13 protein-coding genes are annotated in these 18,495 nt (G+C 44.9%); 4 read left to right on the top strand and 9 right to left on the bottom strand.

The window, feature by feature from the left end; genetic code table 11:
- Positions 1–21 precede the first annotated feature (21 nt).
- Positions 22–1,113, bottom strand: a complete 1,092-nt coding sequence (locus ACTXGE_RS10075; RefSeq protein WP_443541467.1) for an aminoglycoside phosphotransferase family protein — start codon at positions 1,111–1,113, stop codon at positions 22–24.
- Positions 1,114–1,448: 335 nt separating this feature from the next.
- Between ACTXGE_RS10075 and ACTXGE_RS10070 the strand changes: the two genes are divergently transcribed.
- Together ACTXGE_RS10070 and ACTXGE_RS10065 are read left to right on the top strand one after the other, a co-directional pair.
- A complete protein-coding gene (locus tag ACTXGE_RS10070; protein ID WP_443541466.1) occupies positions 1,449–4,406 on the top strand; it encodes an LPS-assembly protein LptD in 2,958 nt (985 codons plus the stop codon).
- A 125-nt stretch (positions 4,407–4,531) separates the two neighbouring features.
- Complete coding sequence (locus ACTXGE_RS10065) at positions 4,532–5,956, top strand: peptidylprolyl isomerase (protein ID WP_443541465.1); 1,425 nt, start codon at positions 4,532–4,534, stop codon at positions 5,954–5,956.
- A gap of 355 nt (positions 5,957–6,311) precedes the next feature.
- Here ACTXGE_RS10065 and ACTXGE_RS10060 read toward each other — a convergent pair whose 3' ends face one another.
- Positions 6,312–7,451, bottom strand: a complete 1,140-nt coding sequence (locus tag ACTXGE_RS10060) for an endonuclease/exonuclease/phosphatase family protein (protein WP_443541464.1) — start codon at positions 7,449–7,451, stop codon at positions 6,312–6,314.
- A 350-nt stretch (positions 7,452–7,801) separates the two neighbouring features.
- Between ACTXGE_RS10060 and asd the strand changes: the two genes are divergently transcribed.
- A complete protein-coding gene (gene asd / locus ACTXGE_RS10055) occupies positions 7,802–8,938 on the top strand; it encodes an aspartate-semialdehyde dehydrogenase (RefSeq protein ID WP_443541463.1) in 1,137 nt (378 codons plus the stop codon).
- Positions 8,939–9,007: 69 nt separating this feature from the next.
- Here the strand turns inward: asd and ACTXGE_RS10050 are convergent, their stop codons facing one another.
- Positions 9,008–9,652 carry an SOUL family heme-binding protein gene (locus tag ACTXGE_RS10050; RefSeq protein ID WP_443541462.1) on the bottom strand — a complete coding sequence of 215 codons (645 nt, stop codon included), beginning with the start codon at positions 9,650–9,652 and terminating at the stop codon, positions 9,008–9,010.
- Positions 9,653–9,929: 277 nt separating this feature from the next.
- Between ACTXGE_RS10050 and tgt the strand changes: the two genes are divergently transcribed.
- Positions 9,930–11,081 (top strand): tRNA guanosine(34) transglycosylase Tgt, encoded by a 1,152-nt coding sequence (gene tgt / locus ACTXGE_RS10045; RefSeq protein ID WP_317199698.1) that lies wholly within the window; start codon positions 9,930–9,932, stop codon positions 11,079–11,081.
- A 144-nt stretch (positions 11,082–11,225) separates the two neighbouring features.
- Here the strand turns inward: tgt and ACTXGE_RS10040 are convergent, their stop codons facing one another.
- From ACTXGE_RS10040 to bamA, 6 genes are all read right to left on the bottom strand, one after another.
- Positions 11,226–11,360, bottom strand: a complete 135-nt coding sequence (locus ACTXGE_RS10040; protein WP_317199697.1) for a methionine/alanine import family NSS transporter small subunit — start codon at positions 11,358–11,360, stop codon at positions 11,226–11,228.
- A gap of 30 nt (positions 11,361–11,390) precedes the next feature.
- Positions 11,391–12,911 (bottom strand): sodium-dependent transporter, encoded by a 1,521-nt coding sequence (locus tag ACTXGE_RS10035; RefSeq protein ID WP_443541461.1) that lies wholly within the window; start codon positions 12,909–12,911, stop codon positions 11,391–11,393.
- 231 nt (positions 12,912–13,142) lie between these two features.
- Positions 13,143–13,922 (bottom strand): acyl-ACP--UDP-N-acetylglucosamine O-acyltransferase, encoded by a 780-nt coding sequence (gene lpxA / locus ACTXGE_RS10030; RefSeq protein WP_443541460.1) that lies wholly within the window; start codon positions 13,920–13,922, stop codon positions 13,143–13,145.
- An 82-nt stretch (positions 13,923–14,004) separates the two neighbouring features.
- A complete protein-coding gene (gene fabZ / locus ACTXGE_RS10025) occupies positions 14,005–14,523 on the bottom strand; it encodes a 3-hydroxyacyl-ACP dehydratase FabZ (protein WP_435950651.1) in 519 nt (172 codons plus the stop codon).
- 53 nt (positions 14,524–14,576) lie between these two features.
- Positions 14,577–15,593, bottom strand: a complete 1,017-nt coding sequence (gene lpxD / locus ACTXGE_RS10020) for a UDP-3-O-(3-hydroxymyristoyl)glucosamine N-acyltransferase (protein ID WP_443541459.1) — start codon at positions 15,591–15,593, stop codon at positions 14,577–14,579.
- 214 nt (positions 15,594–15,807) lie between these two features.
- Entirely contained in the window at positions 15,808–18,243 is a 2,436-nt protein-coding gene (bamA, locus tag ACTXGE_RS10015) for an outer membrane protein assembly factor BamA (protein WP_435950648.1), read from the bottom strand.
- Positions 18,244–18,495 lie beyond the last annotated feature (252 nt).

Genomic DNA, 18,495 nt, shown 5'->3' with positions numbered 1-18,495 from the left:
TTTTGAATTTGTATGGTAAATCTAAATATACTGCTGAGAAAAACTGCTTTGATAAGCGGGTAATACGGTCTCTATCATCCATGTGCTAAATGAAAGTATGACTTGCTTAATAGCATTATCGCCATGAGTGCCCAACCATTCAAGCTCAAAGAGCAAATCGCGCATGACTTTGGGGATATCCGCCAGATAACGATCTTTACCGTCGCGCTGGGAGAGACGAATAAAGATACCGAGCACCTTTAGATGACGCTGCACGCCCATAACATTTACATCGCGCTCAAACTGCTCAACACTAGCGGCTACTGACAAACCTGCTTGCTGCTGCAGCTGCCAAAAGTCATGAATCCAGCTAGAGATTTGCGTCTCAGCCCAGTCGACATAAGCGTCACGTACCAGTGACACCAAATCATAACTATAAGCACCAATGACTGCATCTTGAAAATCAATAACGCCAAGGCCTGCTTTATCGAGCATCACATCTGACTGGTCTTGCATCAGATTACGACTGTGATAATCACGGTGCACAATCACTTGTGGCTGCATGAGTATCGCCTCAATTAGCGCTGTTTTGACATTATGCCAAAGCGTCGCATCAAGTTGCACATCGATATAAGGGATAAACCACTCACTAAACAAATCCATCTCTCGATCCAGCATTGCCGCGTCGTAATCTGGCAATTTGTACTCATGCTTTGCAGTATCAACGGGGATTTTTTGTAAATCGATAAGCGATTGCATTGCTGACTGGTAATACAGGTTTACTTGCTCAGGCGTAGCACCCACTAATAGATGCGCAAACTCTACCGCACCGAAGTCTTGCAGCACCAAAAACCCCTTGTCAAGGTCTTGTGCAATCAAGGTTGGAACATTGACAGCAGGCGCCATAAGCTTAGCAACGGTGATAAATTGCTGCATAGCATCTTGCTCATCGGCCGAATCCATGACAATATATCGCGCGGTGATCGTATCATTCTGCAGTAGCTGTATGCGGTGATAACGACGTGCGCTGGCATCGCCTGGCAAACTATCTAAGCTATAAGGCTGATTGTCAAAAGTATGCTGTAGCCAGGTTTTAAGTTGCTGCTGGCGTGCATTATTGGCGCTGTCTGTCATGGTAGGCTCTTTTTTTAAAAGGGATATCATTAAGCTAATTAATAAGTCAAATACTTGCTAAAATAGGTGGTCATTGATAGGTATTATCAAGCGTTTTAATGCTCTTATCTAGATAATGAGCGCTAAATTGCGCTAAACAGTGTAGCTGATTTGGTTTTTTTTGACCATATCAAAGCACTTTTATAACCGATAAAACGGTCTTGCCCTGCAACATTATAATAGGCTACTTCTAAACTTTATATAGCACAGTCTGCAAAGTATGGTTATCATGATAGGCTTATTAGCATCTCGATATTCATATTTATTCGATAGGCTCGACAATCATAGGTGTGCCCTTGTTATATTCTCCGCTCTACCAAAGCATTCGTCTGATTTTATTTGGCGCCTTAGGGTTATCGAGTTTGGTTGCTACCGCGGCTGAACCAGATTCAATAGCAAACAAAGATAACGCAAGTATTGAACGTCCTAGCATTAGCAGCCGTGGGTCTGATAGCAGTGATGCAATGATTGTTGTCGATGGCGATTTTGCTGACAATACTATATATAGCAATGACGACAGCGTGCTCACTGATCTATCTCAAGACAACGATGGCATTGATAATGTTAAAATTACTCAAATAAATGACAATGTCAGCCAAGCACAGAGGACATCTACCCCTGTTGCAAGCCCCTCTCAAAGTCTTGCAAAACCCAAACCAGATAATACGCCGATTGATGTGAGCGATGAGACCATTCAAGACAGCTTGCAGCGCTTGGCGGAGTTTTATGAGCTGACGCCTGATAATAATGATAAAACGTCTATAAACTCGTCGTCTACCAGTATGGATCTAGATCCTAATACTTTAGCTGTAAACCAACAAGAGAGTAGCGAGCAAAGCGCGCGCCGACCATTGCGGCAATTAGGCACTGATCTAAAGCTGTTACCCAGCGCTATAGATAGTAGTCAGCGCTGTGAGGGGCAATGGGTCTATCCTACAAGCAATCCTAATTCTCAGCGAGTAAATAATACAGATATCAGTCAAGACCCAGACGTCGCAGATCAGACGCTCTACGCTGAGTCCGATTACGGCTATTATGATAATGTCGATTATGCCGAGCTGTCGGGCAATGTCATTATCGATCAAGGTGCGCAGCATATAGAAGCGGACAAAATCGTCTTGGATCTAACCAATAATGTGGCTGGCGCTCAAGGCAATGTGCTATTCACTGATCAGGCGACTCCTAATACGCAAACACCCAATACCCGCCTGCCAAATACTAGAAGATCTCTGACTGACGAGGCGACTAGCGGCGGACTTATTGGCGTAGCAGATAGCTTAGCCTATAATACTAACAACTCTCAAGCGACTGCTTACGGCGTTGCTTTCGCCAGCGTACCACTACAAGCACATGGTTATGCCAAGCAGTTAAACCGTCCCAATGATACCCAGTACGAGCTTGATCAAGTGATGTTTACCACTTGCCCGCCAACTGATCGCAAATGGCAATTAGAGGCGACTAGTATTGATTTGGATACAGATACAGGTCGCGGCGAAGCTTATAATACGACCTTTAGGGTCGCTGACATTCCCGTATTCTACTTACCTTATTTTAACTTCCCTATCGATAGCAGGCGCAGTAGCGGGTTTTTGTTGCCAAGTGCTAGTATTGGTAGCGAAAGCGGTCTTGAGATTGATGTGCCTTATTATCTCAACCTATCTCCCAATTACGACGCGACGATTAACACCCACCTTTATACCAATCGTAATCCTATGCTCTCTGGCGAATTTCGCTATTTGACCGCAGACTATGGCGAGGGGATTTTTAACGGCTCATACTTGCCAAATGACAAAGAGTTCAATGGTGAGGATCGTAGCAGCTTTTTTTATGATCATTACTGGTCCTCTACGAGCATTCCGCGCCTAAATGGTGACGCTACTTATAGTTATGTGTCAGATGAAGAGTATCTCGATGATTTTGATACTTTAGGGCTATCGGATAATACCTTGAACTTACCGCGCCGCGCCCGCTTAAATTACTACAATGACTATGTTAATGGCGAAGTTAAAGTTGAGACCTTTCAGACTTTAGATGCGTTCAATAGTAATGGTGAACCGTTACAGGACAAAGACAAGCCCTATTCGCGCCTGCCACAGTTATCGCTCAATTACAGGCTGCCTTGGGCTGAGAATTTTGACATCACTGGGGTTCACGATTCTGCTTACTTCAAAAAATCTATCGATGATGGCTCTGAAAATGAAAAAAGTGGCGTGCGCCTTTATAACAAACTTAGCGCCGCTTATCCTATGCAAAAACCTTGGGGTTATATCAAGCCCAAACTTAGCTTGCAGCATCTATATACCTCATATGATGAGGACAGCCTAGATGACAACGATCTGACTGATGAAGAAGGCCGTCAGTCGGTATTTGTGCCGCAGGCAAGTATCGATGCTGGGTTAAATTTTTATCAAGCCGGCTCTCCCTTTGGCGCATTTGATGACACGATGGGCGGCTATCAGCTCTTAAGTCCTAGACTTAAATACACCTATTCTCCTTTTGAAGCTCAGAACGACATTCCTAACTTTAATACTCGTATCGCCTCTATCAACTATGAGCAGCTGTTTTCAGATAGCTGGTTTTTGGGACAAGATCGCTTGCAAGATTTGCATGCCATTACCCCAGGCGTCAATTATCGTTACATCGATGCAACGGGTGTGACACGTTTTGATGGTAGCATTGCAGAGCAGTTTTATATCGATGATGGCCGCGTTACTTTAGATAATGAGACGTCCCTTTTTAACGCCTCATCATCAGGACTGGTCTGGAATACCAGCGCTCAGCCTTACAATAATGTTTGGGTCGATGTGAGCGGCGCACTAACTAGCGACTATGATCTTAATTACTTTACCACTGAGCTACGTTTTCAGCCCTCAAACAATAGCTTGTTCAATATCGGCTACGTAAAGCGCCAACGTGATGATAATACCGATCAGCTGCCCCTATCGGCATTCACAGCATCAGCTATCTTTCCTGTGAGCGATAACTGGCGCGTGCTTGCACAAGGACAATACGACTATCGCCGTGATAAAGTTCTCGATTCTTTAATCGGTATCGATTATGAGGACTGCTGTTTTGGTTTTGCGGTTTATGGTCGTCGTTATTATAATGACTTAAACATTACCGACAAACCTACGCAAGCGGTGATGGCTGAGGTTAGACTCAATGGCTTAGGCAGCAGTAGCGGACGCCTGACTCGCCTGCTCTCTGAAAAGGTATTGGGTTTTGAGCCAGTAGAAAATGCTTGGAAGGATTAATATATATTTATAGCCTGTTTATATATGCAGCACTGATCTGATGCAACAGACTACACTTATCGCCATATCTGCACTTTTAGTGTTAAGTCAGACTATTTAACTCGATGACATTGATGAGGAACATCATGAGATTTTTTTGTTTAACGAAGACCAATCGCGCTGTACTCTTATCTTTGGGCATGAGTTTAGGCATAAGTGCACAAGCGGCCATATCTGAAACGACTGCAATGCCAGCGACATCTACTCAAGCAAGTGTTCAAACTAGTAGCGCTCAAACTAGTAGCGCTCAAACTAATAGCGCTCGCTTGTCTACTACAGGTAGCTCAGACGGTATCATCGCTTTAGTCAATGACAATGTTATCCTAAAAAGCGATCTCATTGATGCCATTAACCAAACTCAAGCGCGCGCTAGAGCAGCGGGAACGCCGATAGCGAACTCGCCTCAACTCCAATCTGAAGTACTAAACGCGCTTATTTTGCGTGAGCTACAACTATCACTAGTCAATCGCGTTGGTATCAAACCCGATGACGCGGCTATCAATCAGCGTTTGGCTCAAATTGCGCAAGCAGAAGGGGTTACCAGCATTGCAGCATTGCAGCAGCGCTTAGACGCCAGTCAAGCAGGTAGTTATGCAGCCCTTCGAGCCCAGCTAATAGAAGACGCCGCTATTCAAGCGCTGCAAACGCGTCAAGTCAATAACCGCGTACGTATCAGTGAGCAAGACATCGATGCTTTTTTGGCATCACCTGAAGCCAAGCGCTTAAACCAAAGTGAGTACCAGACTATTCACGTGCGTATCCCATATATTGATGATTACAGCAGGTTGTCACAAGCGCAGCGCGACGAAGCGCTAAAAGTAGCACAGGCGCTGCGCACGCGCCTGCTAGTACCAAATGCAGATATCGATACTGCCATTGACGAGGTACAAGGCGATTACCCTATCCCTCTACAAGGCGGTGATATGGGCTTTCACAAAGCGGCATCCTTGCCTACTGAACTATCTAGTGAGATCACAAAGCTTGAAGTTGGCGCAGTGAGCGATCCATTAGTGACCCCTGAAGGTATCGACATCATCAAGCTTGCTAGCAAAAAATCGGGTGATAAGGTGATGGTACCACAGTGGCGTACCAGCCATATCCTAGTCAAAGTTGATGAGCTCCAAACTGACGCTTTAGCAGAACAAAAGATTAATGATTTGTATGAGCAGCTGCGTGCTGGTGCCGATTTTTCTGCTTTAGCTTCTACCTACTCAGATGATCCAGGTTCAGCGGGGCGTGGCGGCGATCTTGACTGGGTGAGTGAATCAGACACTGTCGGCCCGTTTGAGGCGGCAATGAAGAATACAGAAGTTGGTGACTACTCGCTACCCTTTAAAACTCAGTTTGGTTGGCATATCCTAAAAGTAGAGGATACGCGTAACTATGATGCTAGTGATGAATATCGCCGTAGTATGGCGCGGCAAACTCTGTATCAGCGTTTATCTCCGCAAGCGCGCGAGGACTGGTTACAAGAGCTGCGTGCAAGCTCTTATATTCAAGTCATAGAATAATCTAGACCTTTTTAACTTAAAAAAAGCACATCTCTTTAAATAGAGGTGTGCTTTTTAGTGCGTAGATATTTTATGAAGCGTATTAAATAGCGCACAAAGAAAAGCCCCAAACCTAGGGCAATTGGGTTTGGGGCCTCAATACTTCATATTGTTATTATAATACTTCCTTGATGACCCATCCTAAGTCATAAATAATAACGTATAAGACAGTGGGCTGACCTGCTCATAAGCTAGTATCTCAACACTGCATCCATGCTTATCCTTGTGTTGATAGGGCTATTTTAGGCAACTTTGTGCGGCGCGCCTAGCTGCTAAAAGCCCTATTTTATGTAAGCATAAGCGTACGTCATCTACATTATGACGGATTGAGAGGCAGCGCTAATTTCGACTCTTTTTCATGCGCTTCTGACATCTCTTTACCTTCTTTTTTGCCTTCCTCTATTTTGTTATCTGCCTCCTCGATATCATCAGCGTCTTTTGTTGGCGCATTTTGCTCTTGCTTGGACGCTTCTTCAGGCTCGTACTGGAGTGTAGTAAGCACTGGAAAATGATCAGAGCCCACCGATGGCATGCGCTGAATATCAACAACAGTAAAGCAAGCACTGTGAAAGATATGATCAAGCGCCCAACGCAAGAACGGATAATCGGCATGGAAGGTGTTGATAAAGTGTCGACCGATACGCGGATCAAGCAAGCCTGAGATACGCTGAAAGCGCCGCGTCGTTTTTGACCAAGCGACATCGTTCAAGTCCCCTGCTAGTATTGCCGTTTGGTCGTTTTCTTTGATATGTTTGCCGACCATTAATAATTCAGCGTCACGAGTCGTTGATTTGTCCGCCTCAGTTGGACTTGGCGGCATAGGGTGCAAGCAGTAAAGCCAAATTACACGTCCGCCTTGCAAGCGTAGCTGCGTATGAATCGAGGGGATATCATCGACCATCAAGTACTTAACCTCAGGGTCTATCAGCTCAAGTTTTGAGTACAGATGCATGCCATATAGATTATCCAAAGGTATTTTGACAGTATAAGGATAGTCGTCCTCGACGACGCTGAGTGCCTGCTCCCATTTCTTGTCAGACTCAAGCGTGATTAGAATATCAGGCTGCTTATCTTTAACCAAATTGACTAGTTTATACGTGTCATCATTAGGCGTAAGTACATTGGATACCATAATCTTGACTTGGTGCGACTCGGGTTTATCTTTAGCCTTTTGTACTTCTTTTTTCCATATTTTGGTATAAGGCAGCACCATTCTTAGCTGAAACCCAAGCGTGCCTGTGAGCGCAATAAATAACAACCATTGGCCCAGTTGCCACTGCTGCCAAAACACTAGCATCCCAATCCAAGCAGCTATCCCTAAGAACAGAATCTGGATACGGGGAAAATCAACTGCACGTACCCACCAATGATCAAGCGGCAGCCAGCCCCAAGCGGTGACAAAAGCGATGAATCCTGCCAAAACTTGCACGCCGTAATATAAAATGGAGGAATCCATAGAATCAAATAGTCCATATTGTGATAAGAGAGCGCTCTAACATCATACAAGCGATGTCATTTATTAGAGCATACTTTATCATCTAACAGCGCCCTCGCCTACCTTTTAGCCTAGTGTGTCATCAAAACGACACATAAGGACTAAGAGCTAACGATAATCGTACATCGCTCCACTCAATACTATTATCCTTTATAAAATCCATGGTTGTTGAATACTTAGATTGATGCAAATACTGCTCAGTAAGCATAAAATGAGTCGAATAGTATAAAATACCTTGATTTTTGTTAGTAATGACGGCATTGTTATCGGTTGGCATGATGATAAATAATCGTAAAATAGGAAGGCGGTTCATGAGCAATTTGACAGTAGGTTTGGTAGGCTGGCGCGGTATGGTAGGGTCAGTTCTAATAGAACGTATGAGAGCGGAAAATGACTTTGAGGGTATAACACCCGTGTTCTTCTCAACCAGCAATGCAGGCGGCAATGCGCCAAACTTTGAGGGTATCGAGACCGGTCAACTAAAAGATGCTCATGATATTGCAGCGCTCGCTGACTGCGATGTTATTATTACCTGTCAAGGCGGCGACTATACGCAAAAGGTACATCAGCCGCTACGTGATAGTGGCTGGGATGGATACTGGATTGATGCTGCCAGCACGCTACGCATGAAAGATGACAGTATTATTATCTTAGACCCTGTCAATCGCAATGTCATCGATGATGCATTAGCTAATGGCACCAAAGACTTTATCGGTGGTAATTGTACCGTCTCTTTAATGCTGATGGCTATCGGCGAGCTGTTCAATAGAGGCTGGGTTGAGTGGGTCAGCGCTATGACTTATCAAGCGGCAAGCGGCTCTGGCGCTAACAACATGCGCGAGCTGATTAGCGGTATGGGCGTGTTGCACGATGCGGTTGAGGACGAGCTTGCCAATCCTGCCAGCGCGATCTTAGATATCGACAAGAAAATAGCGGACACTCAGCGTTCGACAGACTTTCCTCAGCAGTATTTTGGCGTACCACTCGCCGGTAGCTTGATTCCTTATATCGATGTACAAATGGATAATAAGCAGTCAAAAGAGGAATGGAAAGGCGGCGTTGAAACCAACAAGATCTTAGGTAATGACGCTGATAACACCATTGCTATCGACGGTATGTGCGTGCGTATCGGTGCCATGCGCTGTCATGCACAGGGCCTCACCATTAAGCTCAAAAAAGATATTCCATTAGAGGAAATCGAAGCGGCGCTCAAAAACAGTGACAATCAATGGCTTGATGTGGTCGAAGATGATAAAGAAGCTACCATCAACCGTTTAACGCCAGTCGCTGTTACTGGCACGTTGACAGTGGCACTAGGACGCTTGCGCAAGCTGAATATGGGTCCTGAGTATTTGGGTGCTTTTACGGTAGGTGACCAGTTATTATGGGGCGCAGCAGAACCTCTACGCCGTATGCTGGGTATCATTCGTGAACAAAAAAACCCATAAACTTATTTAGTACCCGTAAAAAAGACAGCTTCGGCTGTCTTTTTTTGATTTTGTACTCATCTAAAATTCTTACTCATAACGAATCATAATCTCATTACGGCGCATAAACGGCAGTGTCCATGGCGGGTTATAACGTGCCATCTCAGGTTGAGATGTCAGGGTCAAATTCTGATTTTGCATCCAAGTATTGAGCTCTTCAGTTTTGCGCGCGACCTTTGTCTCGCCCGTCAGTCCTGAAAACTTAATAACGCCATAAGTTTGCGCTGGAACTTCAATAATACTCACCGCTGAGTTATTGGGCTTGGGCAATGTCTGCATCGTATATTGACTGGGCATCACAAAACGTACCCGCCATTTGCCGTCTGTTTGCTGATTTTCTTGCATAGTGACAGGTGCGGTCATCGCGATTTTCTGTGACGCGCCGGCTTGCGGTGATTGCATTTTTACAGGCGCGGTCATGCTGATTTTACTACTCTCGCCACTTGGCGCGGTATTATTACCAAATATATAATCGGCTAAGACTTTAAAGCCTTTGTTACCCGCGTCCTTTTGATCGCCTGTTACCCACGTTTGCGCGACCAGTTGCGGCGCATAACGGCGTAGCTCAAAGTCATCGTCTTGTGATAGTACAGTATAGTCGGGCTCTTCAACGGCCATAGCGGCTCCTGATAAAAATAGTAAACTGCCAAGCGATACATATATAGCGGCTTTCATGCTCAATCCCCAATAACAATCATTTTTTAAGTGCTCAATCATCTTTAAGTACTGTCGTTACCATCATTACGCTAAAAATTGTCAGCGGTATGCTAATGACTGTACAAGCTGGCGGAGCCTCTGTCTGTTATTTTAAGTAGGACTAAACTTGCAGACTAGAAGGTACCGTTTGTATTTTTTGGTTTATACCCAATCTCATACAAACATCCAAGCCCCTAGAAATACTCAGTAATGATATAATTAGCGTCATTTTTATCGACTGGGTAGTGATCCTTCTATGCAATTTGTATTACATAAAACCGCAAGCGGACAGACGCGTGCGCGCCGCGCAACTGTGCATCTTAATCATGGTGACGTACAGACGCCCGCCTTTATGCCTGTAGGGACTTATGGCACCGTCAAAGGTATGCTACCGCGCGACATCGAAGCGATTGGCGCAGATATCGTCCTTGGCAATACCTTTCATCTGTGGCTACGCCCAGGCACTGATATCATCGACAAATTCGGTGGTTTGCATAAGTTTATGCATTGGGACAAGCCTATCTTAACCGATTCTGGCGGCTTTCAGGTCTTTAGCCTTGGCGCGATGCGCAAAATCACTGAAGAAGGTGTCAACTTTAAGTCGCCTATTGATGGCGCTAAAGTGTTTTTGTCTCCTGAAAAATCCATGCAGATTCAGTACAGCCTCAACTCAGATATTGTTATGCAGTTCGACGAGTGTACGCCCTATCCGGCTACTCACGCAGAAGCCAAAGAGTCCTTGGAGCTGTCATTGCGCTGGGGCAAGCGCTGCCTTGATGAGCATCAAAACCTTGGGAGCACCAATGCTCTATTTGGTATTATTCAAGGCAGTATGTACCCAGATTTGCGCCAGCAATCGCTCGATGGCCTGCTTGAGATTGGTTTTGACGGATACGCTATCGGTGGTCTGTCTGTCGGTGAGCCAAAAGATGAGATGATGGATGTTTTAGATTACATTCCAGATGCTATGCCCGCAGACAAACCGCGCTACCTGATGGGTGTCGGTAAGCCTGAGGATATCGTTGAAGCAGTGCGCCGCGGCGTCGATATGTTTGATTGCGTCATGCCTACTCGCAATGCACGAAACGGTCATTACTTTGTCACAGGCGATCCTCAAAACGTCGGCGTCGTGCGTATTCGAAACAGTCAGTACCGAGAGGATACAGGCCCACTCGATCCTGAGTGCGACTGCTATACTTGCCAAAACTTTAGCCGTGCTTATCTTTATCATTTGAATAAATGTAAAGAGATGCTGGGCGCGCAGTTGGCTACCATTCATAACTTGCGCTATTATCAGCGCTTGATGCAAGGTATCAGAGACGCTATCGAAGCCGATACTTTCGATGAGTTTGTCACTGAATTTTATAGCAAGCGCGGACAGAGCGTTCCTAAGCTTAATCTAAGATAATCAAAACAGCTCTTGTTGGTAATCAAAACAGCTCTTATTTTTGGTGCATACTGTTTATTTAAGATAACTGTTTATTTAAGATAGATGCAAAAACGCCAGTCAACTCTCATTGACTGGCGTTTTTATTAGATGGTTTTACTTAATTTAGTAAATATCATCATCAGGTAGCTGACTCATTGGAATGTCAGGATGATTTCTTAGATGCAAAATAGCGGCAATCAATCCGCCCCATATTAGTAGCATTGAGATAATCATAAAAATAATCGCTGAGGTACTCATAATATACTCCTATTGTATGTGATCTAGCCGTTATCTACGGGCATCATCTAACGCACGAGATTTATCATCTTCAGCGTCATGAATACCTTTCATACGAGTGAGTATGAACGCCCCTAAGCCAAAGAAGACCACCACGCCCCAACCAAACAGTAAGAGGATAGTAGTAGAGTAACCCTCATAAGGCTCTTGAATTAGGTTGATGAACTTTAGGCCTAAGGCTATGGTAAGTACTGTTGGCGTGATGACTGTCAACATAAATACCCAAGCGCCGCCAAGCTTGATGCTTGAAGTGCGGTTGATATGAGCCAGCAAACCTGGAATCTTGTTACGGTTAAACCAAGTCACCCAAACAATTGACATGAGGCCACCTGCCACAATACCGATGTTATTAGCAAAGTGATCGATCACGTCAACGAGTACTAATGAGCTACCAGTAGAGAACGCTGAGATTGAGATAACGGCGCAGACGCCAACGATCGCAGCGACGGCTTTTTTACGAGACCAGTCAAACTTATCTTGAAAGGCAGAGATCGGGACTTCTAAGATACTAATCAGTGAGCTGATACCCGCGACCACTAGTGAGCCAAAGAATAAGAAACCAACAAAATCACCGCTTGAACCCATAGATGACAGTATCTTTGGAAAGACAAAGAACGCCAGTCCAACGCCACCACTAGCGACTTCTGCGACATCTTGGCCTGATGACATCGCCATAAAACCAATCGCGGCAAAGATACCGATACCAGCGATAAGCTCAAACGAGGAGTTGGCAAAACCAACCACTAAGCCTGCGCCGGTTAAGTTGGTGTTCTTTTTAAGGTATGAGGCGTACGTGACCATAATACCAAAGCCGACTGATAAGGAGAAAAACACATGCCCATAAGCAGCAAGCCAAACGTTTGGATCTTGCATTTTGACCCAGTTAGGCTCAAAGAAGGCGTTAATACCAACGATTGCGCCTGGCAAAGTGATCGCCTTAACCACCATGATACCGAACAGTACAATAAGCAGCGGAATACAGATTTTGTTGGCAAGCTCAACACCCTTACGGATGCCGCCAAACATAATCAAGATAGCAACGGCCCATACGATGATAAGACCTGTGAACATCTGGGGTACAAATACTGAGGTAAGCTCCCCTGTATGCTGCACAAAGTCGCTGACAAAGAAGGTTGTGGTATCCTCGCCCCATTTTTGCCCAAACGAGAAGAACATATAACTCCCCGCCCAAACGATGACGGCGGCATAATAAATAGCAATTACGAACGACACTAGCGTCTGCCACCACCCAACAAATTGCGCCGAGGGCACCATTTTTTTGTAAGCACGGGGCGCGGCTGCGCGATATTTGTGACCAATGATATAGTCCAAAAACAGTAGAGGAATACCTGCGGTTAATAAGGCGATAAGATAAGGCACCATAAATGCCCCGCCGCCGTTATCATAGGCCACATAGGGAAACCGCCATATATTGCCCAGTCCCACTGCTGAACCGACAGCGGCTAGAATAAATCCAGTTCGGCTGGACCAACTTTCTCTTGGCTCTGCCATAAAGCACTCCTAAATTTGCTTGCAAGTCCCTTTGAGTTATTTCACTTGATAAAGGCTAGATACTTAAAGAGACGACAAGTCAGCTATTGGTTAAAATAAGTAACAGTACATGACTAGGAAGTTTCTGCTAATCATTACAAAAAGTCAAGAACTCATAAACACAAAAAAGCCATAACGCTAGGTCATGGCTATCAAAAACTACAAGGTGACAATTTTATAAAAAAATCTATTTTATCGTACTACGCCGCGTTGGCTGTGTTGCAAGGAATCTATAAGCAGTTGAATCTTTGGCTCTTGTGGCAGCAGGTCTTTATGCAATATCTCAAGCGCTTGTACGGTAGTCAGGCCCGACCTATAGATGACGCGGTAGGCTTGACGTAGTACATCTATGGTTTCTTTGGGCCAGTTTTTGCGGCGCATGCCCTCGATGTTTAGACCGTGAGCGCTTGCAGGATTGCCAGATACCATCGTAAAAGCAGCCACGTCTTTTAGGATTAAACTTGCGCCACCAACGAGGCTATAATCATCAACACGGCAAAACTGGTGGATACCTGAGTTGCCGCCAATGATAGTATGGTCACCAATAGTAACATGTCCTGCAATACCGACGTTGTTGGCAAATATATTATGGTCACCAATAATGCAGTCATGCGCCACATGAGTATTGACCATCAATAGATTGTGACTACCAATCTTGGTCAAACCCTTATCCTGTATCGTTCCTCGGTGTAAGCTGCAGGCTTCACGAATCGTATTATAATCACCAATCTCAAGCCAAGTGCGCTCGCCATCGTACTTTAAATCCTGACAATCCTCGCCGACACTCGCAAACTGATAGATCTGATTGTGCTGACCAATGCGCGTTAATTTGGATACGACAACATGACGATGCAGTGTGGTGTGCGCGCCGATACTCACCTCGTCCCCTATTATGCAATAAGGTCCTATGACAGCAGTGTCATCAATCGTAGCGGATGGTGAGATGATTGCTGTCTGGTGAATCTGACTCATATTGTAGGTCTCAATTGCTGAAAAGTATAAGATGATTAGTATAGCGCTGGTATTGTTAAGCATGCATTGCTCAGAGCGCGCATTACTTAGCAGGTTGCTCTTGACGAGCAATCATAATTTGCGCGCTGGCAGCCAGTTGGTTGTCTACGTGTACGGTACAATCAAATTTATAAATGCCGCTTTTTTGCATAGTCGTCTTTGAGCGGATGATGAGTTGATCACCAGGTATGACTCTACGTTTAAAGCGAACCTTGTCCACGCCTGCAAACAGATACAAATAACCATCCTCTGCGGTTAATCCGGCACTGATAAACCCAAGCACCCCTGATACTTGTGCCATCGCCTCTACCATTAGCACCCCTGGCATAATGGGCTCGCCTGGAAAGTGACCGTTAAAAAACTCTTCGTTAATCGTAACGTTCTTGATACCAGTAATAGACTCATCCGGTTTGCAAGCGGTGATCTTGTCTACTAGCATAAAAGGATAACGATGCGGCAGATAGTGCTTTAGGGTATGGTAGGTTAAGGGTAGAGTCAGTCCTTGCTCCGCCAGTTTACTGATGTCGTCATCGCTGAGTGTTTCAAAATCTGCTGTGCTCATAATATGCCTTCCTTGCTATAAGCGGTTATTTACGACTATTTGTTAGCGGATTATTAATCATAACCTAATTTGCGAAATCTTACCGCAGCTTTGCGCCATTTAGCAGTGGGCATCGCTGGAGTCCCAGATGAATATGCGCCTGCGACCTTTATCGACTTGGTCACCATAGACATGCCAGATAAGGTGACATCGTCTGTAATACTAATGTGACCTGTAATACCCACAGCGCCGCCTATGATACAGCGTTTACCGATAGTTGTGCTTCCCGCAATGCCTGTCTGCGACGCTATAGCGCTGCCATCACCTATGCGCACGTTATGCGCTATTTGCACCAGATTATCAATAATAACATGATTGCCAATCACCGTATCATCAATAGCGCCGCGATCTATGCAGGTATTACTACCGATACGGACATGGTTGCCGATAACAACGCGGCCCAATTGCGCGATGCGCTCCCAACCACTAGTACTAGGGTCTTTGCTTGGCGCAAAACCAAAGCCTTCAGCACCAATACTTGCCCCTGCATGCAAGCGCACATGATCACCAAGGATACAGTGGTGGCTCACGACTACCTGAGGGTTTAAAACACAATCTGTACCTATAACAGCATGAGCCTCAACGACAACATGAGCGTCCAAGCAGCTACGCGCGCCGATAGTAACCTGATCCCCTATAACACAAAAAGGGCCGATACTGACCGCGTCGCCGATAACTGCACTCTCAGCAATAATAGCAGATTTGTGAATATGACTGGTCGCTGAAGTAAAGGCAAACAGCTGACTGCTGCTAGCATAAGCCAGATACGGGTTATCAACAACCAAAGGGATAATACCTGCGGGCACCTGCTGCTGATACTCTTTAGTCACCAAGACGGCCCCTGCCTGACTCTGAGCCAGACTGGAGATATAATTTGGGTCTGCCAAAAAGCTCAATTGCTCGCAGTTTGCATCAAATAGGCTGCCGATACCAGTCAAGCTCGATTGCAATTGCTCGCAGCTAAGCTCAGATTTGTTTGATACTGGCTGACGCATCTGAATTTGGGTAATAAGTTGCTCAATCGTTGTCATAATTGATCGTAGTATTGTAGTTATGAATAAAAGAGTTGTGAGTATATCAGTCATCTATTCAAAGACTGACCTTAAACAAAAACACTTAACTTAAATCTCAAATAAGTAAAGACATAGTTAAGTAAACGATGACTATAGATAACCGCTTATCTATAGTCGTTATTTTGAAGTCATTACTTGGATAATTTTGAAATCTTTTCTTAACAGCTACTATCTAAAAGGTGCTACCGATCTGGAACTGAACTTTTTCGGTCTCATCACCTTCTTTATCATTAAAAGGCACCGCATAACTGATTGAAATAGGCCCAATAGGGGTATACCAAGTGACGCCAGCGCCTGCACTAAAGCGCAGGTCTTTATCTTGAGTTAATAGTTTGACTGGACTACCATCAGGGTTTACGGTCACGTTACCATTTGGATCGACGAAGTTTTTGTCTTCTCTATTGGTCGTATCAAAGACTTGACCACCCTCAGCGAACAACACTGGACGGACTTGATCGGCCCAGTCGCCTTTGAATGGTAGTGGTAATATAAGCTCACCGCCAAAGGTTGCTAAGGCATTACCCCCAACTTCCTCGTCTCTGAGGCTACGGATGTCCTGATCACTGATTGCATCAGCATAGCTTTGTGATCTAGGACCTAAAGTAGAGGATTCATAACCTCGAACTGAGCCATAACCGCCTGCATAAAAATTCTCATAAAAAGGTAAGTCATTACCATAGCCAAGCTTGGTATAACCGCGTGCTACCACGTCTTTATATAGTGGATAATAGACATTACCACGGTAGATGAGTTTTTGGTAATTGACATCACCAAGGCCAATAGTCGCATCAACAGTATGGCTCATACCCTTAGTCGGAAATACAGGGCGATCGAGCGTACTGTAATCCCAACCAAGGAGTAGATTGTAGGTCGTATAATCGTTTTTAAAACCCGTACGTCCTTCAAATTCCCCTGTAAAGTTCTCAAACGATCCGCCGTCGTCAATGATTTGATCGACGTTTGATACACCTAAACGGCGTCCACCGCGCACATCGGTGTTATCGATATTGATACCTGCGCTAACGCGTTTGGTTTCATCAACCGGATAGCTATAATTAAGAGTAGCGCCATAAGAGTCAGTGACGTAATTACTAACGTTACGATCATCGAACTTAGTTTCGCGGTAGTAGGCACTGATACCTTGTGATACGCCGTTTTCGGTAAAGTAAGGGTCAGTATACCCTAGACTATAAGCGTCGCGAGTCTCCGAGCGTGACAATGACGCTTTGACGCGATCCCCTGTACCCATAAAGTTGTTTTGGGTGAGATCCAACTGAAAGGTCACGCCGCCACTTTGTGAGTAACCTGCTGCAATCGTTGAGCTACCAGAGGGCTGCTCTTCTACTGTATAATTGATATCGATTTGATCAGGCTGGTTAGGGACGGGTCTGACATCAACATTGACGGTCTTAAAAAAACCTGTACGCAATAATCGCGTACGGGATAATTGAATGTTTTGGTTAGAAGCCAGTGCTCCTTCTAACTGACGCATCTCGCGGCGCAGTACTTGGTCTTGGGTCTTTAAGTTACCACTAAAATTGATACGACGAACATAAATAGGACGCGCAGGATCAATGTAATAATCGACATCGACGACTTTAGTCTCATCATTAATACGCGGTACAGGGCGCACTTGCGCAAAATAGTAGCCTTCATTGCCGTAGCGATTTTTTAGTGCTGCGGTTGTCTCATCTAGGTTGGCTTGAGAGTACTGCTCATTGGGTGCAAAAGTAACCAGTTCTCGCAGCTCACTGCTCTCAAAAGTCGGCTTACCCAAAAAGTTGACTTCACCAAATTGATACTGATCGCCTTCCGTTAGGCTGATTTCGATAAACACACTCTTCTTGTCTTCGCTAATATTAAGAACCGCGTTGTCGACATTAAAGCGCACATAGCCGTCATTTTGGTACAGGGCTTTTAGGTTCTCTAAACTTGCCGCAAGTTTTTCTTTTGCATAGCGATCAGATTTAGAGAGCAGGCGCGTCCAAGAGGATTCTTTGACGGCAAAGACATCCTTTATATCTTCATCACTAAAGTGACTATTGCCAATGATATTGATATCAACAACTTTAGCAGGCTTGCCTTCGATAAAACGCACATCGAGCTTGACGCGGTTGCCATCGAGTAAGGTTTGATCGACTTCGATATTACTATTGTAATACCCTTGAGAGATATACTGCTGCTGTAGCTCGTTTGCGACCGCCTGTAGCGTTGACTGCTTGAGTACATCGCCAACTGATAGACCCGCACTCGCCAAACCTTCCTCTAAGCCTTCTTCGGGTATGAGCTTGTTACCCTCAAAGTTGACCTCAGCGATAATAGGACGCTCAATGACTTCAAAGCTTAGCTGACTGCCCTCGACGCGGCTTTGAATATTGGCAAAATTACCCGTAGCGTAGAGCGCTTTGATGCTAGCGGCAAGGCTACTATCGGTTACCGTATCGCCTACATCGATGGGCAATACAGGATAAAGACTGTCAGGAGTTAGGCGCTGTAAGCCTGTAAAACCAATATCGGTCACTACAAAGGTGGCTGCTTGTGCAGGCACACTCATCATCGCTACAACTAACGGCAACCCTGCCGCACTCATCAATAAAGGCGTACGCATAAACACTATCCGTCAATAAAAAACTTGCTTAAGTTAAGTTAAAAAATATACGTGGTCAAGTGCTATCACCTTTAATAAATGATAAACGACCATGAGCAGCTTAGGACACTTTATATAAAACGTATTACAAAATAAACTAAAAATTACGATTAGTACAGCAGTCAAGCTTGGATGCTGTCAGTAGCATACCCTTATAAATTAGGCTTTACCACCTTACATCCATTAGTCTATCGCGCTTGACTCTTTTAAGGG

Origin of the sequence: Psychrobacter sp. T6-4, from assembly GCF_052258425.1 — a bacterium.
Lineage (GTDB): Bacteria > Pseudomonadota > Gammaproteobacteria > Pseudomonadales > Moraxellaceae > Psychrobacter.
Note: the sequence above shows the minus strand (reverse complement) of the source record. Positions and strands in the feature narration are given on the sequence as shown.